At 67.8% G+C, this 22,840-nt stretch carries 24 protein-coding genes and 3 tRNA genes; 10 read left to right on the top strand and 17 right to left on the bottom strand.

Annotated features, from left to right (window positions below; translation table 11 throughout):
• Positions 1 to 109: 109 nt before the first annotated feature.
• Together BST15_RS03190 and BST15_RS03185 are read right to left on the bottom strand one after the other, a co-directional pair.
• The gene (locus BST15_RS03190; RefSeq protein ID WP_046187888.1) at positions 110 to 1,024 is read right to left on the bottom strand and encodes an ROK family protein; all 915 of its coding nucleotides are present in this window, start codon (positions 1,022 to 1,024) and stop codon (positions 110 to 112) included.
• Positions 1,024 to 5,193 carry a glycoside hydrolase family 38 N-terminal domain-containing protein gene (locus BST15_RS03185; protein ID WP_046187873.1) on the bottom strand — a complete coding sequence of 1,390 codons (4,170 nt, stop codon included), beginning with the start codon at positions 5,191 to 5,193 and terminating at the stop codon, positions 1,024 to 1,026. The genes BST15_RS03190 and BST15_RS03185 overlap by 1 nt, the downstream gene beginning before the upstream one ends.
• Before the next feature lie 168 nt (positions 5,194 to 5,361).
• Here BST15_RS03185 and BST15_RS03180 point away from each other — a divergent pair, with 168 nt between their 5' ends.
• From BST15_RS03180 to BST15_RS03165, 4 genes are all read left to right on the top strand, one after another.
• Positions 5,362 to 6,717, top strand: coding sequence for an ABC1 kinase family protein (locus BST15_RS03180; RefSeq protein WP_198528273.1), 1,356 nt, complete (start codon positions 5,362 to 5,364; stop codon positions 6,715 to 6,717).
• Between the two features lie 5 nt (positions 6,718 to 6,722).
• The gene (locus tag BST15_RS03175) at positions 6,723 to 7,628 is read left to right on the top strand and encodes an alpha/beta fold hydrolase (RefSeq protein ID WP_046187887.1); all 906 of its coding nucleotides are present in this window, start codon (positions 6,723 to 6,725) and stop codon (positions 7,626 to 7,628) included.
• Positions 7,629 to 7,746: 118 nt separating this feature from the next.
• Positions 7,747 to 8,610 carry a cyclopropane mycolic acid synthase family methyltransferase gene (locus BST15_RS03170; protein WP_046187871.1) on the top strand — a complete coding sequence of 288 codons (864 nt, stop codon included), beginning with the start codon at positions 7,747 to 7,749 and terminating at the stop codon, positions 8,608 to 8,610.
• Between the two features lie 156 nt (positions 8,611 to 8,766).
• On the top strand, positions 8,767 to 9,657 hold the full coding sequence (locus BST15_RS03165) for a cyclopropane mycolic acid synthase family methyltransferase (protein WP_046187870.1): 891 nt from the start codon (positions 8,767 to 8,769) through the stop codon (positions 9,655 to 9,657).
• 66 nt (positions 9,658 to 9,723) lie between these two features.
• Here BST15_RS03165 and rplA read toward each other — a convergent pair whose 3' ends face one another.
• The 11 genes from rplA to BST15_RS03110 all read right to left on the bottom strand — a co-directional run bounded on the left by rplA (position 9,724) and on the right by BST15_RS03110 (position 14,341).
• Entirely contained in the window at positions 9,724 to 10,431 is a 708-nt protein-coding gene (gene rplA, locus BST15_RS03160) for a 50S ribosomal protein L1 (protein WP_046187869.1), read from the bottom strand.
• A gap of 69 nt (positions 10,432 to 10,500) precedes the next feature.
• Positions 10,501 to 10,929 carry a 50S ribosomal protein L11 gene (gene rplK / locus BST15_RS03155; RefSeq protein ID WP_046187868.1) on the bottom strand — a complete coding sequence of 143 codons (429 nt, stop codon included), beginning with the start codon at positions 10,927 to 10,929 and terminating at the stop codon, positions 10,501 to 10,503.
• A 24-nt stretch (positions 10,930 to 10,953) separates the two neighbouring features.
• Positions 10,954 to 11,748, bottom strand: a complete 795-nt coding sequence (nusG, locus tag BST15_RS03150) for a transcription termination/antitermination protein NusG (RefSeq protein ID WP_046187867.1) — start codon at positions 11,746 to 11,748, stop codon at positions 10,954 to 10,956.
• A 23-nt stretch (positions 11,749 to 11,771) separates the two neighbouring features.
• Complete coding sequence (gene secE / locus BST15_RS03145) at positions 11,772 to 12,221, bottom strand: preprotein translocase subunit SecE (protein WP_046187866.1); 450 nt, start codon at positions 12,219 to 12,221, stop codon at positions 11,772 to 11,774.
• Positions 12,222 to 12,299: 78 nt separating this feature from the next.
• Positions 12,300 to 12,372 (bottom strand) — tRNA-Trp (locus BST15_RS03140).
• A 159-nt stretch (positions 12,373 to 12,531) separates the two neighbouring features.
• Positions 12,532 to 13,032 (bottom strand): (3R)-hydroxyacyl-ACP dehydratase subunit HadC, encoded by a 501-nt coding sequence (hadC, locus tag BST15_RS03135; RefSeq protein ID WP_046187865.1) that lies wholly within the window; start codon positions 13,030 to 13,032, stop codon positions 12,532 to 12,534.
• 14 nt (positions 13,033 to 13,046) lie between these two features.
• A complete protein-coding gene (gene hadB / locus BST15_RS03130; RefSeq protein WP_046187864.1) occupies positions 13,047 to 13,475 on the bottom strand; it encodes a (3R)-hydroxyacyl-ACP dehydratase subunit HadB in 429 nt (142 codons plus the stop codon).
• Positions 13,462 to 13,938 carry a (3R)-hydroxyacyl-ACP dehydratase subunit HadA gene (hadA, locus tag BST15_RS03125; protein WP_083070800.1) on the bottom strand — a complete coding sequence of 159 codons (477 nt, stop codon included), beginning with the start codon at positions 13,936 to 13,938 and terminating at the stop codon, positions 13,462 to 13,464. The genes hadB and hadA overlap by 14 nt, the downstream gene beginning before the upstream one ends.
• A gap of 12 nt (positions 13,939 to 13,950) precedes the next feature.
• Positions 13,951 to 14,118 carry a 50S ribosomal protein L33 gene (gene rpmG, locus BST15_RS03120; protein ID WP_024440978.1) on the bottom strand — a complete coding sequence of 56 codons (168 nt, stop codon included), beginning with the start codon at positions 14,116 to 14,118 and terminating at the stop codon, positions 13,951 to 13,953.
• A gap of 37 nt (positions 14,119 to 14,155) precedes the next feature.
• Positions 14,156 to 14,229: transfer RNA gene (locus tag BST15_RS03115), tRNA-Met, on the bottom strand.
• A 39-nt stretch (positions 14,230 to 14,268) separates the two neighbouring features.
• Positions 14,269 to 14,341, bottom strand: a tRNA-Thr gene (locus BST15_RS03110).
• Positions 14,342 to 14,528: 187 nt separating this feature from the next.
• Between BST15_RS03110 and BST15_RS03105 the strand changes: the two genes are divergently transcribed.
• Complete coding sequence (locus tag BST15_RS03105; RefSeq protein ID WP_046187862.1) at positions 14,529 to 15,245, top strand: MBL fold metallo-hydrolase; 717 nt, start codon at positions 14,529 to 14,531, stop codon at positions 15,243 to 15,245.
• A 12-nt stretch (positions 15,246 to 15,257) separates the two neighbouring features.
• Entirely contained in the window at positions 15,258 to 16,091 is an 834-nt protein-coding gene (locus BST15_RS03100) for a hypothetical protein (protein WP_046187861.1), read from the top strand.
• A gap of 21 nt (positions 16,092 to 16,112) precedes the next feature.
• On the opposite strand, the gene BST15_RS03095 is transcribed toward BST15_RS03100, so the two are convergent.
• A complete protein-coding gene (locus BST15_RS03095) occupies positions 16,113 to 17,150 on the bottom strand; it encodes a patatin-like phospholipase family protein (protein ID WP_083070799.1) in 1,038 nt (345 codons plus the stop codon).
• Positions 17,151 to 17,160: 10 nt separating this feature from the next.
• Entirely contained in the window at positions 17,161 to 17,610 is a 450-nt protein-coding gene (cynS, locus tag BST15_RS03090; protein WP_442928564.1) for a cyanase, read from the bottom strand.
• Positions 17,611 to 17,702: 92 nt separating this feature from the next.
• On the opposite strand from cynS, the gene BST15_RS03085 reads away from it, so the two are divergent.
• From BST15_RS03085 to BST15_RS03070, 4 genes are read left to right on the top strand one after another with little or no spacing between them, the layout of a single operon-like run.
• The gene (locus BST15_RS03085) at positions 17,703 to 18,215 is read left to right on the top strand and encodes a redoxin domain-containing protein (RefSeq protein WP_109370669.1); all 513 of its coding nucleotides are present in this window, start codon (positions 17,703 to 17,705) and stop codon (positions 18,213 to 18,215) included.
• The gene (locus tag BST15_RS03080; protein ID WP_046187857.1) at positions 18,212 to 19,072 is read left to right on the top strand and encodes a cytochrome c biogenesis CcdA family protein; all 861 of its coding nucleotides are present in this window, start codon (positions 18,212 to 18,214) and stop codon (positions 19,070 to 19,072) included. The genes BST15_RS03085 and BST15_RS03080 overlap by 4 nt, the downstream gene beginning before the upstream one ends.
• Positions 19,073 to 19,120: 48 nt before the next feature.
• Positions 19,121 to 19,633, top strand: a complete 513-nt coding sequence (locus tag BST15_RS03075; RefSeq protein WP_046187856.1) for a hypothetical protein — start codon at positions 19,121 to 19,123, stop codon at positions 19,631 to 19,633.
• Positions 19,626 to 20,243: an RES family NAD+ phosphorylase gene (locus BST15_RS03070; protein WP_109370668.1), complete on the top strand. Its 618-nt coding sequence runs from the start codon at positions 19,626 to 19,628 to the stop codon at positions 20,241 to 20,243. Before BST15_RS03075 ends, BST15_RS03070 begins: the two co-directional genes overlap by 8 nt.
• Before the next feature lie 259 nt (positions 20,244 to 20,502).
• Here the strand turns inward: BST15_RS03070 and BST15_RS03065 are convergent, their stop codons facing one another.
• Complete coding sequence (locus BST15_RS03065) at positions 20,503 to 21,627, bottom strand: 6-phosphofructokinase (RefSeq protein WP_046187855.1); 1,125 nt, start codon at positions 21,625 to 21,627, stop codon at positions 20,503 to 20,505.
• Positions 21,624 to 22,790 (bottom strand): zinc-binding dehydrogenase, encoded by a 1,167-nt coding sequence (locus tag BST15_RS03060; protein WP_046187854.1) that lies wholly within the window; start codon positions 22,788 to 22,790, stop codon positions 21,624 to 21,626. The genes BST15_RS03065 and BST15_RS03060 overlap by 4 nt, the downstream gene beginning before the upstream one ends.
• Positions 22,791 to 22,840: the final 50 nt, after the last annotated feature.

Genomic DNA, 22,840 nt, shown 5'->3' with positions numbered 1-22,840 from the left:
AAGTCCGCCAAAACCCCGACCTACCAATCGCTGCTTGACATAGGAGCAACGTCCAGGGCACGGCCTTCTCGCACTCTCCCGCCGTGGGCGCAGAGTCAACGCAGGTGAGTCACCGCAGCATGGTCAACGCGGCCGCGCCCACCAGCCCGGCATCGCCGCCGAGGCCGGCGGGCACCACCTGGAGTCCGACCAGGAAGTCGAGTCGGGCGCGTTCGGCGAGCGCCTCGTGCAAGGGGCCGAACAGCAGTGCACCGGACTTGGCGACTCCCCCGCCGATCACCACCAGGTCCAGGTCGCACACCGCCCCCACCGAGGCGATCATCACCGCCAAAGCATCGGTTCCGCGCCGGAACGCGCGCAGTGCCACCGGGTCCCCCGCTTCGGCGGCCGCTCCGAGCGCCTTGGCATCTGCCAACGGGGTCTCCGGAGACCAGCCATGGGCCAGTGCCCAGCGCACCATCGACGGGCCGGAGGCGATGGTCTCCACACAGCCGCGTCCGCCACACCGGCACCGATCCCCGTCGGGGTCGACGACCACGTGACCCACATGGCCGGCGTTGCCGGTGCGTCCGAGCACGGGTGTCCCGTCGAGCACCAGGCCGCCGCCCACCCCGGTAGAGACCACCATGCCCAGCATGGACCGGGTTCCCCGTCCCGCGCCGTATCGGTGTTCGGCCAGAGCCATGCAGACGCCGTCACCGCCCAATCGAACCGGCACCCCGGGCACTGCGGCCGCCACTCGGTCACGCAGCGCGAAACCACGCCAGCCCTCGATGTTGACCGGGCTGACGGTCCCGGCGGCGACATCGATGGGCCCGGCCGAACCGATGCCCACGGCATCCACCCGCCCGCCAGCCCGCTGCAGGACGTTCCCGATCAATTCTGCGACCACGGCCCACACCACCTCGGTGCCCTCGGCGGCCCGGGTCGGCAGCGTCGCGGTGTAGATCAGCGATCCGTCTGGGTCGACCAGGCCGGCGGCGATCTTGGTGCCGCCCACATCCAGCGCAAGGATGCCGGCCATCAGTCCCGGCCTTCCGTCGTCGCCGCCAGGACCGCCAGGCGCACCGCCGCCGAGTACGCCAGCGTGCCCGCGCCGGCCACCCGGACCAGCGCCCACCAGGTGCCGGGCTGCGCCCACACCGGTGGTGCGATGTCGAAACCGATCTCCACCTGCCCACCGGCCGGCACCGCCGCACCCAGCGCGGGCGGGCCGGCCCATTCCCAGGTGCCCCACGGGCTGATCAGGTGTGCTTCGACCGCGAATTCTGCATGCGCGTCGGTGCCGACGGCGACGGTGAGCCGCGCGGATTGCCCGGCGATGACCTCCACCCCGGCTGGATCATCGACGTAGAGCAGCCGGTCGGCACCCGGATCGCCGACGCGCACCACCGCCACGTCTTCGACCGACTGTCGCCAGGCCGCCGGAATGTCGCCGGTCGGGTCCAGCCGGGCGCGCACGGGATACAGCCCCGCACTGGTGCCGACCGGGACGGTCACCTCCAGCGGGATGCTCTGGTGGCCGCCGGCGGCCAGTCGCACCGAACTTCGGTCCGGCGTGCTCGCCCAGCCCGCCGGGCACTGGATGGTCAGGGCGCCGGACAGCTCCGCGTCGACGCAGTCGCTGGCCACGGTCAGGTCCAGGGTCAGCCGCGCGCCCGGCTGCGCGGCGACCCGGTGCGGGTGCAACGCGGGTGTGAGCGGCAGCCCGCCCAGCGGCGCCGGACCGCGGTTGTGTAGCCAGTAGCGGGCGTAGAGCGGCTGGGCCGCCTCCACCTCGGGGGCCAGCGGCGCACTGGTTCCAAGACTTTCAAGGGCGAGGCGCGCCGTGACGGTGGCGATCTCATAGCCGTGCAGCCGGCTCGGCTCCGGATGTTCCTGGGACTTCTCCAGCAGGTCTGCCCTGCCCAACACGGACACCGGGCCCAGGTCGCTGTGCAGCGTGACGGCGGTGTCGGCGCCGCGGGTCTCGACCAACCGCAGCGTGACGGTGTTCGGGTCGACGGGCTGCGCACTGCCGCACGCCGTCGGGTTGCCCATCGCCTTGAGCGCCCCCAGGGCGACGCCGTCGCTCGGGTCGAAGCGCAACAACGAACCGCTCGCCGGCAACGGACCCGATTCCCCGGACGCCGCGACGGCCCGCAGGGGTTCGGCGAACTCGGCACTGCGCGCGGGGATGGCCGACTGGCGCCAGTCGCCGTCGCCGGCCACCAGCGCGTAGTCGAAGGTGTGCGTCCAGTGCTGGAGCTGAAAAGCGCTGCCGTCGGGGGCGGTGCGGCGCGGGTCATCGGTCCACGACGCCGACGGCCAGCTGGTGCAGGATCTCAGCAGTGCGGTGTGCAACGTGCCGGCGGAGTCCACGGCGAAGCTGGGCACCCCACGGTTGAGCAGTGCCACGGTGCGCGACTCGAAGGGCTCCATGGCCGCATCCACATCTTGGTGCACCACGATCTGGGCGTCGACCAGGTCCTGGGCCACTCGGGCGATCTCGGCGTGCAGGGCGTCCTCCTCGCGGCCCGCGATCACCAGCACCGGCAACGCCCGCGGCCCGGTCAGGTCGGCGCCGGGGAGCCAGACCTCGGCCAGGGGCCTTTCCGCCGGCACCCACACCCGGGCGCTGCCGCGGCGCTCGAGTTGATGGTGCAGCTCGGCGGTGTAGGCCGGGTCGGCGGCGTCCAACACGGCGCGGGTGAAGGCATTGCGATCGGGCCCACCGAGCGCAATCCGGGTGTCGGGCAGGTTGGAGTCGACGGCGAGGTTGCCGTAGCGGGGCCCTTCGGCGTCCGTGCAGGTGGCGGTCACCCCGGCCCCTACCAGCGCGACCATCAGCTCCCGTGTCGGGGCGCCAGCGGTAATCACCTCAGCCACCGAGACCGCCCGGCTGCCGTCGCCGACGCTGATGCGCGCGGTTGCCGACAGCCCGAACCAGCGGTGGGCGGGAGTGTCGAGGGTCCACGGGTGTTGTGCGGTGTCCACCGAACGCCCGCTGGGCTCATGCAGCAGTCCGAACCCGCGCCCGATGACGGCGTCGGCGACCTCGGCGACCGGCATGGCGCCGGGGATCGGGCAGGGCCAGCGCACCCGCAGCAGGTGGTCGGCGCCGGTGAACTCGTCGATGGTGGTGGCGCAGTCCACCCGATCCACGCCGTGCCACAGCGTCACGGTCTGGGTGTAGGTCAGCACGTCGCGGATCCGCCCGGACACCACCAACCGCTCTCCCAGCGGGCCCCGATAGGCCTGAACCGTCACGTCGCGGGCGACCGCCGAGGTGAACAGGTTGCCGCTGGGCACCAGATGCCACGGCCCTTCCCCGGACTGTGGGTGCCGGAGGTATTCGTCGTAGACGGCAAGCTGGTTGCCCAGCCCGCCCTCGATCAGCATCTCGCGGCCCCCGTGTCGCCACGAGCTGATGCCGCCGCCACGCTGCGGGTCCGCGGTCAGCTGGTGCTGCTCGTTGCTGATCCGGCTGCCGGGCACCGCCTGCCACCCGGAGGCCTCGGCTGCGGGAGTCAGGCGGTAGGCCCGCCAGCCCAGCGAGGGCACATCGCGGGCGAGCCAGCTGACCGTGCTGCCGCCGTGTCCGACGTGGGCGGGAAGCTCGGTGCCGTCGGGTGCGATCACGCGCACACCGGCCGGCAACGGCTTGTGCAGGCAGGCGGTGACGATGTCAGTGCGATCGCGGGCCACCGGGTTCCAGACCACCGCGTGCTCGCCTCCGGTGCCGCATCGGACCAGACCCGACAACGCCGCCAATGCATTGTCGCGGGTCGCGGCGGCCAGCTGCCAGGCGTCGCGCCAGGAAGTCAGCAGGTCCAGATAGACCTGGTCCGCCTCGGACCCGGTGATCGCATCGTGGTGGGCACCGTAGGACAGTTGCGCCCAGGCCTTGGCCAGCGCCGCCTCCGGGTAGTCCACTCCGGTCAGCCCCGCGGCGAACACCGCGAAGCGTTCCGCGCCGAGCAGCGCTGCTTCAGCGGCCCGGTTGGCCTGCTTGGTGTCGATGTAGGAGACGTGGCAGCCGGTATAGATCGGATTCATGTCACGGGTCTGCGGGGACGGATCCACACCGTGCTGCGCGAGTTCGGTGCGCACGGCCGCGAAGAACTCGCTGGGCAGGGCGCACACGAACTTCGGCCAGGTGTAGCGGGTGTTCCAGTCCCGGTGGATAGCGGTGATCCAGCGGTTGGGAGGGGTGAAGTCGGTGCCCACCGGCAGCAGCACGTTGCGGGTGGCGGCTACCTTCTTCATCTCGGTGAAGAGCCGATACACCTCGTCCTCGGCCTCGGCCAGGGTGGCACAGGCGTCCATCCACCAGCCGGCCGCGTAGTGCGCGGGCATGTAGTGGGTCAACAGGCCGCGCCCCGAGGGCGCAATCCACTCGAATTCGGAGGGGAACTGCATCCGGCGCGGATCACCGTGGTCAGCCATCGGGCCCCACTGATGAAACGGACCGCGCGCCCAGGCACTCGAGGACAGGCCGGCATCGGCGACCAGCCCAGGGAACTGCGGGTCGTGACCGAACACGTCGAGCTGCCAGGCGGTCGCCGGATGTGCCCCCATGATGTCGCGCTGGAAGCCCATCCCGGCCACCAGGTTGCGGATCGTGGTCTCGGCGTCGGTGAGGTTGGTCGACGGCTCGTTGTAGCTGCCGCCCAGCACCTCCACCCGCCCCTGCGCGATCAGGCGGCGCAGCTCGGCACGGTCCTGCGGGTGGGTGTCCCAATACGGCTTGAGGTAGTCGACTTCGGCCAGTACGAACTTGTACTCGGGATTGTCGCGGGCCCAGTCCAGGTGCCCGCGCACCAGGGTGAAGCCGTTGGTCTGGCGGCACGCACCGAGCGGGCTCTCGGTCCACACGCTGGTGTAGTTGGCCTGGGTGTTCCACCACACCGGGTCGTAGTGGAAGTGGCCGACCATGAACAGGGTCCAGCCGGGTTCGGCCACGGTGAAGGTGAAGGCGCTGCCGTTCACGCGGGCATCGTGCCGCTGGCCGGGTACCGGGTTCGCCACCTGCACTGGCACCTCGATGACGCCCGCGCCGGGTTCGGCCACCGCGTCACCGGCCAGACCGGCACCCTCGATCCGCACCGGTGTGGGCTCCTGGGCGTCGCAGTAGCCAACCCGGACCAGCTGCAGCGGCGCGCTCGCCGGCCCGACGAATTTCTCGGTCGACTCGACCTCGAGGATCCGCATGGCACAAACCTACGGATGCGCAGCCGCCGTGCGGAGCCTTTCGGCGACCGGCCGGGATCAAGGCGCGGCGAATTGTCGGACCGAACTGGCAGTACCTGTGGGAGCCGGTGGTCTGCTGCTGGACCGTCCGCCCCGATGGCCTCGACTTGGATTTGGCAGACTGCAGCCATGAGTTCGACCCCACCCCGCCAGGTGGCCCAGCTGGACCGGGTCCCGCTGCCGGTCGAGGCGGCCCGCATCGGCGCGACGGGCTGGCAGCTCACCCGCGCCGTCACCCGGGTCTTCACCCGGCTGCTCAAGCCCGGACCGATCCAGCAGAAGGTGATCCGCGAGCTGCCGCAGACCTTCGCCGCCTTGGGCCCCACGTACGTCAAGTTCGGTCAGATCATCGCCTCAAGCCCCGGCGCGTTCGGCGAACCGCTGTCACGGGAGTTCCGCGGCCTGCTCGACTCCGTTCCGCCGGCAGACCCCGAGGCGGTGCACACCCTGTTCGTCGAAGAACTGGGCGCCGCACCGCAGGAGCTGTTCGCGACCTTCGACGAGACCCCGGTCGCCTCGGCGTCCATCGCCCAAGTGCACTTCGCCACCCTGCACAGCGGCGAGCAGGTTGTGGTCAAGATTCAGCGGCCGGGAATCCGCCGCCGGGTCGCCGCCGACCTGCAGATCCTCAAGCGCTTCGCGCAGTTGGTCGAGCTGGCCAAGCTGGGCCGCCGCCTGTCGGCCGGTGACGTGGTCGCCGATTTCGCCGACAACCTCGCTGAGGAGCTGGACTTCCGCATCGAGGGCCAGTCGATGCAGACCTGGGTCTCGCATCTGCATGCCTCCCCATTGGGCCGCAATATCAAGGTCCCCGACGTGTACTGGGATTTCACCAGCGAGCGGGTACTGACCATGGAGCGGGTGTCGGGTCTGCGCATCGACGATGCCCCCGCCATCCGCAAGGCCGGCTTCGACGGCGTGGAGCTGGTCAAGGCCTTGTTGTTCTCCACCTTCGAGGGCGGGCTACGGCACGGCCTGTTCCACGGCGACCTGCACGCGGGAAATCTGTTGGTGGACGACCAGGGCCGGGTGGTGTTCCTGGACTTCGGGATCATGGGCCGGATCGACCCGCGCACCCGCTGGCTGCTGCGTGAACTGGTCTACGCGTTGCTGGTCAAGAAGGATCACGCCGCGGCAGGCAAGATCGTGGTGCTGATGGGTGCGGTGGGCACCGTCAAGCCCGAGGGCCAGGCAGCCAAGGATCTCGAGGCGTTCGCCACCCCGCTGACCATGAAATCGCTGGGCGACATGTCCTATGCCGACATCGGCAAGCAACTCGGCGCCCTGGCCGATGCCTACGACGTCAAGCTGCCACGTGAGCTGGTGCTGATCGGTAAGCAATTCCTCTACGTGGAGCGCTATATGAAACTGTTGGCGCCCCGCTGGCAGATGATGTCCGACCCCCAGCTGACCGGCTACTTCGCCAACTTCATGGTGGACGTCAGCCGTGAGCACAAAGACGACGAGAACGACTCGGGAGCGTGACCGCGGTGGAGAAGCGCATCGGTACTGCCCGCTCGGGCGATTTGGAGATCTTCTATGAGGATCTGGGCGACCCCGGGGATCCGGCGGTGCTGCTGGTGATGGGCCTGGGCGCCCAGTTGCTGCTGTGGCGCACCGGATTCTGCGAGAAGCTGGTGGCGCAGGGGCTGCGGGTGATCCGCTACGACAATCGCGATGTCGGGCTGTCGAGCAAGCTGGGCCGCGAGCATTCCCGCGCCGGACTGCTCCCGCGCATGGCTCGGTTCTGGCTGGGCAAGCCCAGCCCGGCGGTCTACACCCTTGAGGACATGGCCGACGACGCCGCCGCGCTGCTGGATCACCTGGAAATCGATCAGGCCCACGTGGTCGGCGCCTCGATGGGCGGCATGATCGCGCAGGTGTTCGCCGCCCGCTTTGCGCCGCGCACCCGGTCTCTGGCCATCATCTTCTCCAGCAACAATCGGCGTTTTCTTCCGCCGCCGGCGCCGCGGGCGCTGATGGCGCTGCTCACCGGCCCCTCCCCGGACTCGCCCCGTGACGTGATCATCGAGAACGCGGTGCGGGCCAGCCGGATCATCGGCAGCCCCCGCTATCCGGCCCCGGAGGACAAGCTGCGGGCCAACATCATCGAGGCCTACGAACGCAGCTACTACCCGTGGGGCATCGCCCGGCAGTTCGGGGCAATCCTGGCCAGCGGCAGTCTGGCGGCCTATGACCGGCTGATCACCGCGCCGACCGTGGTCATCCACGGACTGGCGGACAAACTGATGCGCCCCGCGGGGGGCCGCGCGGTGGCGGACGCCATCGATCGCGCCCGGCTGGTGCTGTTCGACGGCATGGGCCACGACCTGCCCGAAGAGCTGTGGGACTCGGTGATCAGCGAGCTCACGACGACGTTTGCCGCCGCCAGGTAAAGTCTCACGCATGCCGCCAGGTGGCCCAGGCCACACCGAAGTGCTCATAACAGACCGACAACGGTATTCTGTGCACACTCTCTCCCCCCTTCCGAGAAGATCGCGAGTGAACTGAACCATGCCCAAGCTGGAACCGAAGTACGAGGAACTGCAGTCGATCTACGACATCTCCAACGAGTTCTACGAGCTGTTCCTTGGTCCGACGATGGGCTACACCTGCGGGTTCTACCCGAGCAAGGACACCACCTGCGACGAAGCGCAGATCGCCAAGTTCGACTTGGCACTGGGCAAGCTGGGCCTGGAGCCCGGCATGACGCTGCTCGACATCGGCTGCGGTTGGGGGGCCTGCATGCAGCACGCGCTCGAGAAGTACGACGTCAACGTCATCGGGCTCACCCTCAGCGGTGAGCAGCGTCAATACGCCATCGACAAGCTCGCCAAGGTGGACACCAAGCGCAACGTCGAGGTTCGGCTGCAGGGCTGGGAGGAGTTCACCGACAAGGTGGACCGGATCGTGTCGATCGGCGCCTTCGAGCACTTCGGCCGCGACCGCTGGCCGGACTTCTTCGAGATCGCCTACAACGCGCTGCCCGAGGACGGCCGGATGCTCCTGCACACGATCACCGCGATCAGCGGCCAGGACGAGGCGCAGGCCAAGGGCATTCCGATGACGATGTCGCTGGCCAAGTTCACGCTCTTCATCATGCGAGAGATCTTCCCCGGCGGTCAGCTTCCGTCGGCGTGGTTGCCCCGCAAATACGCTGCCGACGCCGGCTTCACCGTGACTCGGGACGACGAGATCGGATTCCACTACTCACGCACGCTGCAGGACTGGGCGGCGATGTTGGAGGCCAACAAGGAGCGGGCGATCGAGGTGCAGGGCCAGGAGGCCTACGACCGCTTCGACAAGTACCTCAACGGCTGTGTGGAACTGTTCCGCAATGGGAACACCAGTGTCCACCAGTACACGCTGCAGAAATAGCTCGGATCGCCACGACACGGGTTCCGGCTTGACTACATTTCACGTCAACCGATTCATCCGCGACGGGCTAAGCTTCAACAGTTGACCAGCGCAGATCACCTCATTCCCACTGGGTCAGGTCACAGCGGGTTTCATCAGGAAGGCAAGCAGTCACAGATGGTGGACAAAGCGATACCGACCGCGGATATGCGTCCGAAGTTTGAGAACATCCAGGCCCATTACGACCTGTCCGATGACTTCTTCGCGTTGTTCCAGGACCCGACCCGGATGTACAGCTGCGCGTACTTCGAGCCGCCGGACGCCACCCTGGAAGAGGCCCAGATCGCCAAGCTGGACCTGAATCTGGACAAGTTGGACCTGCGGCCCGGGATGACGCTGCTCGACATCGGCTGCGGCTGGGGCGCGACCATGAAGCGCGCCGTCGAGAAGTACGACGTGAACGTGATCGGCTTGACCCTGTCGAAGAACCAGCACGCCTACTCGCAGAGCCTGCTGGACGACATCGACACCGACCGGTCGCGCAAGGTCCTGCTGCAGGGCTGGGAGCAGTTCCACGACCCGGTGGACCGAATCGTCTCGATCGAGGCATTCGAGCACTTCGGGTTCGAGAACTACGACAACTTCTTCAAGAACTCCTACGACATCATGCCCGCCGACGGCCGGATGACCATCCAGAGCAGCGTGAGCTTTCACCCCTATGACCTCAATGCGCGCGGCAAAAAGCTGACCTTCGAGACTGCTCGGTTCATCAAGTTCATCCTCACCGAGATCTTCCCCGGTGGCCGGCTGCCGACCACCAACATGATGGTGGAGCACGGCGAGAAGGCCGGTTTCACGGTGCCCGAAGCACTGTCGCTGCGGTCGCACTACATCAAGACCCTCAAGATCTGGGGCGACGCGCTGGAGGCCCACCACGACGAGGCGGTCGCGATCCAGTCCGAAGAGGTCTACGAGCGCTACATGAAGTACCTGCGTGGCTGCGAGTACTACTTCACTGACGAGGCGTTGGACGTCAGCCTGGTCACTTACACCAAGCAAGCCGTCTGACCCACGGCCACAGCCCACCAAAAAGCCCCCGTCACGCGCAAGCGTGCGGGGGCTTTTTGGTGGGTCTTATTCCGCCGCGAAGTTGCGGGTGACGGCCGGGTCCACCGGAATGCCGGGGCCAGTGGTCGTCGAGATGGTGACCTTCTTGAGGTAGCGGCCCTTGGAGGACGACGGCTTGAGCCGCAGCACCTCGTCGAGCGCGGCGCCGTAGTTCTCCACCAGGTTCTTCTCGTCGAACGACGCCTTGCCGATGACGAAGTGCAGGTTGGCCTGCTTGTCCACCCGGAAGTTGATCTTGCCGCCCTTGATGTCCGAGACGGCCTTGGCGACGTCGGGGGTGACGGTGCCGGTCTTGGGGTTGGGCATCAGACCACGCGGGCCCAGCACGCGGGCGATACGGCCCACCTTGGCCATCTGATCCGGGGTGGCGATCGCGGCGTCGAAGTCCAGGAACCCGCCCTGAATCTTCTCGATCAGGTCGTCGCTGCCCACCACGTCGGCGCCGGCGGCGATGGCCTGCTCGGCCTTCTCACCGACCGCGAACACCGCCACGCGGGCGGTCTTACCGGTGCCGTGCGGCAGGTTGACGGTGCCGCGGACCATCTGGTCGGCCTTACGGGGGTCCACACCGAGGCGGATGGCGACCTCGACGGTGGCGTCCTGCTTGGTCGAGGACGTCTCCTTGGCGAGTTTGGCCGCCTGCAGCGGGGTGTAGAGGTTGTCGCGGTCCACCTTCTCGGCGGCGGCGCGGTAGGCCTTACTGGTCTTGCTCATCGGATATCCAATCTCGTGGTTGGTTGTGGTTAACGGGCCGAAGCTGGCCCTCCCACGTACGTGCTTCTACTACTCGACGGTGATGCCCATGGAGCGGGCGGTACCGGCGATGATCTTGGCGCCGGCCTCGATGTCGTTGGCGTTGAGGTCGGCCTTCTTGGTCTCGGCGATCTCGCGCACCTGGTCCCAGGTCACCTTGGCGACCTTGGTCTTGTGCGGCTCGGCCGAGCCCTTGGCGATTCCGGCTGCCTTGAGCAGCATCCGGGCCGCGGGCGGGGTCTTGAGCGCAAAGGTGAAGCTGCGGTCCTCGTAGACGGTGATCTCCACGGGGATGACGTTGCCGCGCTGGCCTTCCGTCGCGGCGTTGTACGCCTTGCAGAATTCCATGATGTTCACGCCGTGCTGACCAAGCGCGGGTCCGACCGGCGGCGCGGGGTTAGCCTCGCCGGCTTTGATCTGGAGCTTGATCAGCCCGGTGACCTTCTTCTTCGGGGCCATGAGGGGATGTTCCTTTCGTACTGACTAAATCTTGGAGACCTGGTTAAAGGCCAGTTCCACTGGTGTCTCGCGACCGAAGATCGACACCAGCACCTTGAGCTTCTGCTGTTCGGCGTTGACCTCGCTGATGGAGGCCGGCAGCGTCGCGAACGGACCGTCCATGACGGTGACCGACTCGCCGACCTCGTAGTCGACCTCGATGACCGGCCGCTCCAGACCACCGTCGTGGGCCGCGGCGGCGGCGCCTGCCGTCGCACGGGCCTGCTTCTTGGCCGCACCCTGCGGCAGCAGGAACTTGACCACGTCGTCCAGCGGCAGCGAGGTCGGCCGCGAGGTGGCACCGACGAAGCCGGTGACGCCGGGGGTGTTGCGCACCGCCGACCAGGAGTCGTCGGTCAGGTCCATCCGAACCAGGATGTAGCCCGGCAGCACCTTGCGGTTGACCTGCTTGCGCTGGCCGTTCTTGATCTCGGTGACCTCTTCGGTGGGCACCTCCACCTGGAAGATGTAGTCGCCGACGTCGAGGTTCTGCACGCGGGTCTCGAGGTTGGCTTTCACCTTGTTCTCGTAACCGGCGTAAGAGTGGATGACGTACCAGTCGCCCGGCTTGGCGCGCAGCTCGGCTTTCAGCGCGACCGCGGGGTCGAGTTCCTCGGCCGGCTCGTCCTGGGCGGCCTCGGGGGCCTCGGCGTCAGCCTCGGGAGACTCAGCCGCCTCAGCGGCCTCGAGCGACTCGGTGGCCTCCACCGCGGAGTCCTCCGCGGCCTCCGCCACGTCGACCGGCTCGCCCACGGGCGTGTCGCCGTCGAAGGTAGTCACGGTTGTCAGTCCTTCCTATAACTTCACTCGCCGAACACCAGCAGCACCAGGCGGGCCCATCCGTAGTCCGCCCCGGCGACCAAGGCCACCATGAAGACCAGGAAAGCCAGCACCACCGCGGTGTAGGTGACCATCTGCTTGCGGTTCGGCCAGATCACCTTGCGAAGTTCGCCGACGACCTGCTTGAGAAAGTTGAAGACGTAGACGAACGGGTTGCGCGAGGGCCCTTCGGCCTTCTTCTTGGCCTTCTTCTTCTTGGCCTTCTCGGCATCCGCGGCGTCTTCGGCGTCCAGTTCGATGGCAGTCGAGTCCACGTCGGCGTCGCCGCCGACCCGGCGCCGGGAACGCTTGCCCGTGGGCCGCAGCGGGTCGCCGACCTGCCTGCTCACCACGGCCGTGCGACTGCTGCTACCGGATTCGGCATCGCTGTCGCCGTCGGCTGCGGCGTCGGGACGGTCGAGCTCGTCGGTCACCGCATGCTCCTTCGTTGTTCGCGCTTACCTCGTTGCCGTTCCGCGCATGATGTCCAGTGTCCACCATGGCACGTTCAGCAGGGGCGACAGGACTTGAACCTGCAACCTGCGGTTTTGGAGACCGCTGCTCTGCCAGTTGAGCTACGCCCCTTCGCGGTTGGCGCACCAACCTACGGGTTCGGGTGCTTCACCTGTGCGCCGTCTCCGGCTCACACAATTCGCGCGCCCCCCGTTCGCATCACGGAAAGCGCGCTAATGCTGGGAAAACCCCGAGGTCCGAGTGTACCTCGCCGCGTGGGCCAGTTACTAATCAGGCTGTTCGGACGACCTGACCGGATTCGGCGTCCCACCGGAGGTTGACCGAATCGTCGCCGTCGTGACCCATCATCGTGGTGAACGCCTCGAGCACCACCTCGCCGTCCTGATTGGTCAAGATGTTGCGCGTGGTGACGATGTCAGCACCGAAACGCTCGTTGACCGAGGCGATCTCCATCCGGGCGTACAGCGTGTCACCGGCCTTGATCGGCTTGAGGTATTTGAAGCCCTGGTCCACCTGGACCATCTGCATGGTGGTGTAGCCGGTGTCGACGTGCCGGAAGAAGTCGGACTGCACCAACTTCGCCAGAATCGCCACAAACGTCGGCGGCGCAAGGAGCGAGTCGTAGCCCAGCTTGGCCGCCTCGGCCTCGTCGTAGTAGGCGGGGTCCTCAGCCTTGATGGAGCGGGCGAACTCGCGGATCTTCTCGCGGCCCACCACGAACGACTCGGGGTAACGCCAGATCATCCCCCTGATATCAGTCTTGATCGCCATAGCTGCGCTTTCCCCTAAGCCAGCTTCGCGGACGCGACCGCCCGCCCGAAGATCTTCTTGCCACCCGTGGTGGCGGTGAGCGCGATGCTCACCGTCTTCGATTCGGCGTCTACCGACTTCACCCGGCCACTGAAGGTGATCTCGGCACCCTTGCCGTCGTTGGGCACCGGCACCACCGAGGTGAAGCGGACGTTGTATTCGGTCACCGCACCCGGGTCACCCACCCAGGCCGTGACGTAGCCGCCACCGAGCCCCATGGTCAGCATGCCGTGGGCGATGGCCGTGTCCAGCCCCACCTGCTGGGCGATCTCGTCGTCCCAGTGAATCGGGTTGAGATCACCGGAAACACCGGCGTAGTTGACCAGGTCCTGGCGCGACAGCGGGATGACCCGCTCGGGCAGCTGATCGCCTACCTTGACCGAACTGAACTCACGCAACGCCATCGGTGAAACCCTTATCTCCATCGCCGGCGCGACCCGCCAGCGTCGTATACGTCTTCTGCACGATGTCACCGGCGTGGTTGGTGACCACCTGCTTGGTCATGATGATGTCCGTACCGTGCGCACGACGGATCGACTCGACCGATACGTCGCAGTACAGCCGGTCGCCTTCTTTGATCGGCTGGAGAAACTCCAGCTTCTGGTCGACCTGGACGATCTGCGCGTCGGAGACCTCGACGCCGCAGTACTCGAAGAACCCGGAAATGGCCATGTGACCGAAGACCGAGATAGAGGTGAGCGGGGCGACCAAGCCGTCGTAGCCAAGCCCTGCGGCCGCCCGCAGGTCATGACTGGCCGGGTCGACGGCCTTGACCGCGTTCGCATATTCGCGGATCTTTTCCCGCTCCACCTCGTAGTGGTCGGGATAGCGGTAGTGCTTCCCGGCGAGGCGATCAGCCAACGACACGGTGCGCGCTACTTAGCGAGATTCGCGGTGCGACTCGTGCTTGCCGCAGTTGGGGCAGAATTTCTTCAGCTCCAGGCGGTCGGGGTCGTTGCGGCGATTCTTCTTGGTGATGTAGTTGCGGTGCTTGCACACCTCGCAGGCCAAGGTGATCTTCGGCCGCACATCAGTACTGGAGGCCACGTCTGTTGTCCTTCTTCACATGTCGTATTGCGTGCAGTAGCGGTGGGGAGGCTCGATCTCCCGACCTCACGATTATGAGTCGTGCGCTCTAACCAGCTGAGCTACACCGCCCCGATCGGCGCTAGTCGGCGCACCGACTGGCGTCCACCGAGCCCCCTAACGGAATCGAACCGTTGACCTTTTCCTTACCATGGAAACGCTCTGCCGACTGAGCTAAGGGGGCGGTCACCCACAGCAACCCTTTCGGGCGCTGCAAGCCTGTAGAAGGTTACAACCTCGGCCACGAGGTCACCAAACCGCGACGACAGAACCTGCGTCAGGGCAGGCCCGGCCCGCTTGGCGGCGACCTGCATCGCCCGGCTTCGCCGCGCTCGCAATCGACCGGCCCCCGCTGCTTTAGGCTGAAGGGCGTGCCCGATTCCGACCGGCTGTACTTCCGCCAGCTGCTCTCCGGACGCGATTTCGCGGCCGGCGACCCGATCGCTGCGCAGATGCGCAACTTCGCCTACCTGATCGGCGACCGCCAGACCGGCGACGCCGTGGTGATCGACCCGGCCTATGCCGCCGGCGATCTGCTCGACATCCTCGAGGGCGACGGCATGCACCTGTCCGGCGTGCTGGTCACCCATCACCACCCTGATCACGTGGGCGGCAAGATGATGGGCTTCGAACTCAAGGGCCTGGCCGAGCTGCTGGAGCGCGTCAGCGTTCCGGTACACGTGAACAGCCATGAAGCGCAGTGGGTTTCGCAAGTCACCGAGATCCCGCTGACGGACCTGACCGCCCATGACCACGGCGACAAGGTCAGCGTCGGCGCCATCGACATCGAGCTGCTGCACACCCCCGGCCACACGCCGGGCAGCCAATGCTTCCTGCTCGACGGCCGGCTGGTGGCCGGCGACACTCTCTTCCTGGAGGGCTGCGGCCGCACCGACTTTCCGGGCGGCGACTCCGACGAGATGTACCGCAGCCTGCAGCAGCTGGCCGCGTTGCCGGGTGACCCGACCGTGTTCCCCGGGCACTGGTATTCGGCCGACCCGAGCGCCGCGCTGTCGGAAGTGAAGCGATCCAACTACGTATTCAGCGCCGGAAGCCTGGACCGGTGGCGCATGCTGATGGGCGGATGAGGGGAATGGCTGATGGGATCAGTTGAGGACCGCTTGTATGACGTCGCCCACGCGGGCGCGGATGCCTGGCTGGCGTGGGCCGCATGGTTGGCCATCGTCATCACCGTGCTGGCGCTGCTCTATCTGAACCGTCAGCTGCAACGCAACCGCCGGCTGGCCGCCGAGCAGAGCCGCCCGCACGTGGCGATGTTCATGGAGCCGCACGCCGCCGACTGGCACGTCATCGAGCTGGTGGTCCGCAACTTCGGCAAGACCGCCGCCTACGACATCCGGTTCTCGTTCACCCAGCCCCCCACCGTGGCGCGCTACGAGACCGCCTCGGACGGCTACGCCGACGTGGTAGCCCTGCAGCTGCCGGAGGAACTGACCGTGCTGGCGCCCAACCAGGAGTGGCGAACGGTGTGGGACTCGGCGATCGACCGGGCCGAGCTGGGCGAAGGCATCGAGTCGCGCTTCACCGGGACCATCAGCTACGCCGACAGCCCCGGCGAGCCGAAGGGCTGGTTCGGGCGGCGCGGCAAGCAGCCGCGCTACGAGAACAAGGTGGTTCTGGACTGGGCCGACCTGCCTCCGGTGCGCCGAGTCGAGTTGATGACCACACATGACCTGGCCAAGCGGGAGAAGCAGAAGCTGGAGCTGCTGCGCAGCCTGCTCAGCTACTTCCACTACGCGAGCAAGGAGACCCGCCCGGACGTGTTCCGCGGCGAGATCGAGCGGATCAACGGGGCGGCCCGCGAGATCCAGGACCGGCTGCGGGGTCGTGAGCAATTGGAGGCCGCCGGGAACACCGACATCACCGTGCGGCTCGGTGATGCCAGCGCGGAGCTGGGTAAGCACCGCAGCTGAGCCGCTCATTTCGGGCCTGAGCTAATCCGCCTCGGGGTAGCGCGATGCGCGGAAACGCCGCAGGTAGGCGGGCCAATCCCAGGTCGACAGGAATTCGGTGGCGGCGGCATACCCGTTGTCGTAGAGCTTTTCCCGTCGGTCCCGAGAGATGTCGAAATCCAGCACGCTGACATCGGTGGAGTTGACCTTGATGGCCCGCACGCTCACCCACGGCTGATTCAGATAGGTCTGGTCATGGCCGACCAGCATGGTGCTGATCAGGTTCTCCAGCAGCAGCGACTGTCCGAACAGCCGCAGCGGCCGCAGCACCGGGACCATGGCACCCAGCCCGTCGGAGAGCTCGGGGACCACCGTGACCCCGAATGTCGGCCACTGCGGAGGACGGCCGTCGAGCCGGTCGAAGGTGTAGATCGGGAAGTTGGACAGCACCCCGCCGTCGACCAGGGTGGATCGCAATCCGTCGGCGCTGGTCAGGGTCACCGGGCGGTAGAAGAACGGCACCGCCATCGAGGCCCGCACCGCATCGGCGACCGATTGCTCGTCGGGGTCTAAGCCGTAGACCCGCCGGTAGTCCCACGGCAGCCGGACAAGCTGCCCGGTGGTCACGTCGGTCACCGTGACCACCGCCCGGTAGCGCCGCTCGGGCGCCAGATTGTCGGCCTCGTAGGCCAGATCACCCCAGGTGCGCACGCCCAGATTCGCCAACTCCCCGCGGATCCACGCATGGGCGACGTCGCCGCGGTAGAGGGCACTGTCACGCAAGAACCCCCACACCGGTCCCACCACGGGGATCGGTCCGGCGTCACGCCAGCTGCCCAGCGGTACCGACAGCGCCAGTTCCTTGATCTGTGCGGGCGCCAGCTGGTCACCCTGGGCGGCGGCGGCCAAGATCGTGCCCACCACCGAGCCGCCGGACACCCCGGAGATGCGCTGGAGCGAGTAGCCGGCGTCCATCAGCGCGACCACCGCACCGACCAGCCCCACAAAGCGCACTCCCCCGCCGGACAGCACCAGGTCGGCGGTCAGGGGCTGCGCGGCGCCCATCGGTCGATCAGCCATCAGCGCGCTATCAGTCCGCTGAATTCCATTCGTAGGGAAGGAATTTACCGTCGAAGGTGATGACCACCCGATCACCGCCCGGGTGCGACTTGCGCTCGAAGTCCAGGCTGAAATTGATCGCGCTCATGATGCCGTCACCGAACTGCTCGTGGATCAGTTCCTTGATCGCCGGGCCGTAGACGCCCACCGCCTCGTAGAGCCGATAGATAGTCGGGTCGGTGGGCGGGGCGGTGAGCCCGCCGCGTGTCGGCACCGCGGCCAGGACCGGCACCGCCGACGAGTCCAGCCCCAGCAGGCCCGCCAGGACCGTGCCCAGCTCGGCGGGAATCGGATGCTGGCCCAGCAGCGCCGAGGTGGTCCACACCACCGGCTTGCCGATCGCGTCGGCCAACTCCTGCCACGTCAAGCCTTTGGCGATACGGGCCGCGATGATCTGCTCGGTGATCTGGCTTCGGTTCATGGCATCCAGCATGCCCGTCCGGCTCGGTCTTCGAAACCGTGCGCCATGGCAGAACATCAAGATTCGCAGGAGGCGATGGCATACTCGCCGGTATGCCCCCTGACACGGCTTCTGGGCGTCGCCGATCGGCCGTTCTGTTCATGGCGGTGGCAGCGATCGCCGTCCTGATCTTCGGTTGCGGTTCACAGACCCGGGCCGAGAACGCTCAACTTGATTTTGCCGCCCAGACCCTCGACGGCCGACCGTTTTCCGGCGCCAGCCTGAGCGGCAGGCCGGCGGTGCTGTGGTTCTGGGCGCCATGGTGCCCGCTGTGCCAGCGGGATGCGCCGATGGTCGCTCGGATGGCGGCCGAACACACCAAGGTCACCTTCGTCGGCGTCGGCGCGCAAGACCGATTGGACGCCTTGCGGGCGTTCGCCACCCGCTACGGCGTCGACGAATTCACCGAGCTGGCCGACACCGACGCCGCGGTCTGGGCCAGGTTCGGGGTGACTCGCCAGCCCGCCTACGCCTTCATCCACCCGGACGGGCGTGTCGAGGTCGTGACGGGCTCGCTGCCCGAATCCGAACTCAGCCGGCGGCTGCAGGCTCTGACCGGTTCGTGATCGACCCCGCCACACTCAGTTTCGCTCTGGGCGCCGGACTGGTGGCGGCACTGAACCCGTGCGGCTTCGCCTTCCTGCCCGGCTACCTGGGGCTGGTGATCGCCGGCAGCGGCGAGACATCGCGCCCGGCGGCGCTGGCCAGGGCGGCCTTGGCCACCGTCACGATGGCGACCGGATTCCTGACCGTGTTCGGGATATTCGGGTTGGTGGTCTCACCGTTGATCGCCTCGGCGCAGAAGTATCTGCCGTTCGCCACCGTGGTAATCGGTGTGGCGCTGCTGGCTATCGGCGGGTGGCTGGTGTCAGGCCGCGATCTGGCCGTGCTGCTGCCCGCCGCGGCCGGGGGAACTCCCACGGCGCGCCTGGGGTCGATGTACGGCTACGGCGTCGGCTATGCGGTCGCGTCGTTGTCGTGCACCATCGCACCGTTCCTGGCGGTGATCAGCACGACCTTCCGGCAGGGGTCGACGCTGGCCGGGGTCCTGGCGTTCGTCGCCTACGCCGCAGGCATGAGCATCACGGTCGGCGTGGCGGCCATCGCGGTGGCCTTGATGGGTTCGGCGGCAAGCTCGGCACTGCGACGGGTGCTGCCGTATGTGGGCCGGATCGCTGGGGTGATCGTGCTGCTCACCGGGCTGTACGTCAGCTATTACGGCTTGTACGAGATCCGGCTGTACTTCGCCGACGCCGACCCCGACGATCCGGTGGTCGGGGCGGCGGGCGCGGTGCAGTCCTGGCTGGCCGCCCGGGTAGATGCCTTGGGCGTCTGGCCGCTGCTGGGCACCATCATCGCCCTCGCGGCCGTGGCGCTGGGCTGGCGCGCGCTCACCCGTCCGCGCGGTCTCGGCCCCCACTGATTGTTTCGATTGTTTCAATAGCGGGCATCGGCGAGTAGTATCGATCGCATGCCCATCGTCGCACCGATCGCCCGCCAGGTCGCCGAGCGCGCCCGCACCGACGCTGGGTTCGCCCAGGTCCTGGATGCACTGCTGGACGCGCCCACGGCGCCGCAGGGCACCCTGGAGCGCATCGCCGCCCACGCACTGAACGATCAGCGTCGCGCCGCCCTGATCGACGACTTCGTCGCCGGGGCATTGCCCACCCCCCAAGCACAGGAGTTGCTACGCCTCGGCACTCCGCAGGCGGTGCACCGGCTGCGCAGTCGCGGCAAGCTGATCGGCGCGGCAGTGGGCAACCAGACCTGGTTCCCGGCCTGGCAATTCGACGGCGCGCAATTGCGCCCCGACCTGCCGGCGATCCTGGAACTGCTGGGCCGCTTCACCACCGACCCGCTGGCCGCCGACCGCATCATGCGGCTCACCCATGACGAGCTGGGCGGTGTCTCGATCGCCGAGGCGCTGCGTCACCCCGAGACCGCGGCGGACGCACGCCGACTGCTCACCGCGCTCGGTGCCTGAGCTCCCCGCCGGGTACCGGGCGCCACTGCCCCAGACCCGACCCAGCGGACTGCGCCGTCGCCGGATCAATGCCGGGACGCCGCTGTGGCGCCTTGACGCCGAGTCCCCGGACCAGTGGACCTGGGACGGGTTCACCCACCCGCGGTACCGCTTCGATTCTCCGTCGGCGGCATTCCGGACGCGTTACGCGGCAACCGATCTGGTCGGCGCCTTTCGGGAGCGCTACCGGCTGACCGGGCTGATGGTTCCCGGTGATCACGCCCGCCACCATCTGGTGCGCCTGCGCGCCACCCGGCATCTGCGGGTGCTCGACCTACGCACCGAACGCAATCTCGATGCCCTCGGCGTCGACGACCAGATCAGCACCGGCCAGCACGACGCGGTCTGGGCCACCTGCCAGGAGCTGGCGGACGCCCTACGGCGCTGGTGGCCCGAGCCCGACGAATGCCCGGACGCCATCGTCTACCGCTCGCGCACCACCCCGGAGAACTCGGTCAACTACGCGTTCTTCGGAGCCGCAGCTTTCGCCGTTGAATCCTGGCCGCTCTCCGAGCGCCCGGATGTGACCGCGGAGCTGATTCTGCGTCATGGCTTCACCGTGGCGTTCTGACCCGCCCCACCCGTCACAGGCCAGGGGAATAGGGGTGTGTGCCCGGCTCTGAGCGACAAACGGGGTCCTGCCAGCCACTGATCCAGCGTCGGCCACGAGCGTTGCCCCGCCCATGGACCCGGGGCCGCCAATCCCAAGCCGACATAACGTCGTTTGTCGCTCAGAGCCGGGCACACCCCACACGTTCGGCATCACGTGACGCCTGAGGCGGATGTGGCGGGTCCGGCACTCAGCGCGGCAGGCCGGAACCCGCGCCGGCTCAGCCCCCGCGGACGTCCTCGTCGCCGAACCGGATGCCCAGGTCCCGCGCGGTCTGGATGGCATCGCAGTCCAGCGGCACGGTCTTCATCCGGCGGGTGGCCTCCGCCAGCGGCACGTAGCTCACCGTCGGCGGATTGAGCGCCACCATCACACCGCTGTGCCCCTCGTCGAGGGCCCGCACCGCGGCGGCGCCGAACCGCAACCCCAGCAGGCGATCGGCCGACGTCGGTGAACCGCCGCGCAGCAGGTGGCCGAGTACCACCGCGCGCGACTCCCGCCCGGTGAGCGCCTCGAGTTCGGCGGCCACCTTGACGCCCACCCCGCCCAGGCGCTCGGCCTGGCCCACCGCCTTGCCCGCCACGGTCAGCTCGCCGTCCACCGGCTTGGCGCCCTCGGCGACGCAGACGATCGAATATGTCGAACCCCGTTGCGCCCGTTCGCGAATCAGCTCCGCCACCGAATCGAGTCGATACGGGATCTCCGGCAGCAGAACGGCATGCACCCCCGAGGCCATGCCGGCGTGCAGCGCGATCCAGCCCGCATAGCGACCCATCACCTCCACCACGATGATCCGGCTGTGGGAGGTGGCGGTGGAGAACAACCGATCGATGCACTCCGAGGCGAAGTCGACGGCGCTGTCGAATCCGAAGGTCGCCGCGGTGCCTTCCAGGTCATTGTCGATGGTCTTGGGCACCCCGACCAGGCGCAGCCCGGCCTCGTGCAGATGGTGGCCGATCGCCAGCGAGCCGTCGCCGCCCACGGTGATCACCGCGTCGATCTCATGCTTGGCCACAAGGTCGAGAAGCTCTGCGGTGCGGTCCTGTTCGCTCCAGCTGCCGTCGGGCTGTTGCACCGGGTAGGCGATCGGGTTGCCGCGGTTGGTGCTGCCCAAGATGGTGCCGCCCTGGTGGATGATGCCGCGCACCCGGTTACGGGTCAGCTCGATCAATCCGCCGTTGGGGTAGTCGTCACCGAGCAGCAGTCCGTTGAAGCCGTCGCGGATCCCGACGACTTCCCAGCCCCGGCGGCGCGCGGCCAGGGTTGCGGCGTAGATGACGGCGTTCAGGCCCGGTGCGTCGCCTCCACCGGTGCTGATCGCGATCCGCTTGATGCCCGTCGTCACGCCGAGACCTCCTGCACCGAGCTTCGAGGGTCGATCAGGATCTTGGCGTGCCGGGCCGGATCAGCCAGGGCGCCGAACGCGTTGGCCACCCCGTCCAAACCGACGGTCCCGGTGATCAGGGGTGAGACGTCGACCTTGCCCTCGGCGATCATGTGCAGGGTGTCGCGGAACTCCATCGGTGTGTAGCCCAAGACGAATCGCAGGTCGGTTTCCTTGTTGATCGCGATCGCCGGCCGGAACGCGTCGGTTCCCATGCAGACTCCCACCACGACCACCCGGGAGAACAGCGGCGCCCCGGCGATGATGCCGTCGATCACGCCGGGCACCCCTACGCATTCGAAGATCACCGGCCGCTTCGGTGTGGCGGCGCCGACGGCTTCGGCCGCCCGCCACACATGCCACCAGGGCAGCCGCGCCTTGTAGAGCTTGTCGACGGTGCCCACCGCCAGGCTCAGCGCATCCGGTGCCTTCTCCAGATGCCCGTGACCTGCGGCGGCGGCATACGGCGACTCCTGCGCCGGGTCCACCACGATGTCGGCCCCGCAGCGGGTGGCCAGCGCCCGCCGGCCGGGCGAATAGTCGCTGGCGATCACGGTGCGAACGCCGCGAGCCTTGAGCATGCACACCACCGCCAGGCCGATCGGTCCGCAGCCGATCACGATCGCGACGTCGCGTTTGCGCACCTCGCCGCGCCGCACGGCGTGCCAGGCCACGGCCATGGGCTCGGTGAGCGCGGCCGCCTCGGTGGACAGGCCGTTGGGAACCGGCAGGGTCAGCGACTGCTCCACGAGCATCTGCTCGGCGTAGCCGCCCGGCGCCGAGACCGACAACCCGAGCGCGTGCACGTCGGCCCCGCGTCGCAACAGCGGCAGCGCAACCACGCGGGTTCCGGGGCGCGGCGCCTTGCGGGTGCGGGGACCGTGGTCGAGCACTTCGCCGCAGACCTCGTGCCCCAACACCACCTGCTGATCGGAGCGCATGAATCCGTCGTATCCGGTGATGGCCATGACCTCGGCGACCTCGTCGCAGTGCTGGCGAGCGTGCAGGTCGGAACCGCAGATGCCGCAGCGCAACACGTCGATGAGCAGCTGGCCGCGGTCCGGGATCGGAGTCGGGAGGTCGACGACATCAAGTTGGGCGTTACTACAGCTGACGGCTCTCACGCGTCCCAGCCTACGAGGCCGCGCCGTCGGCACCGCGGTTTATGGTGAGC

It is taken from the genome of Mycolicibacter arupensis, assembly GCF_002086515.1.
Classification (GTDB): Bacteria; Actinomycetota; Actinomycetes; order Mycobacteriales; family Mycobacteriaceae; genus Mycobacterium; species Mycobacterium arupense.
The sequence above is the reverse complement of the archived record's forward strand: the minus strand, read 5'-3'. Positions and strand labels throughout refer to the sequence as shown.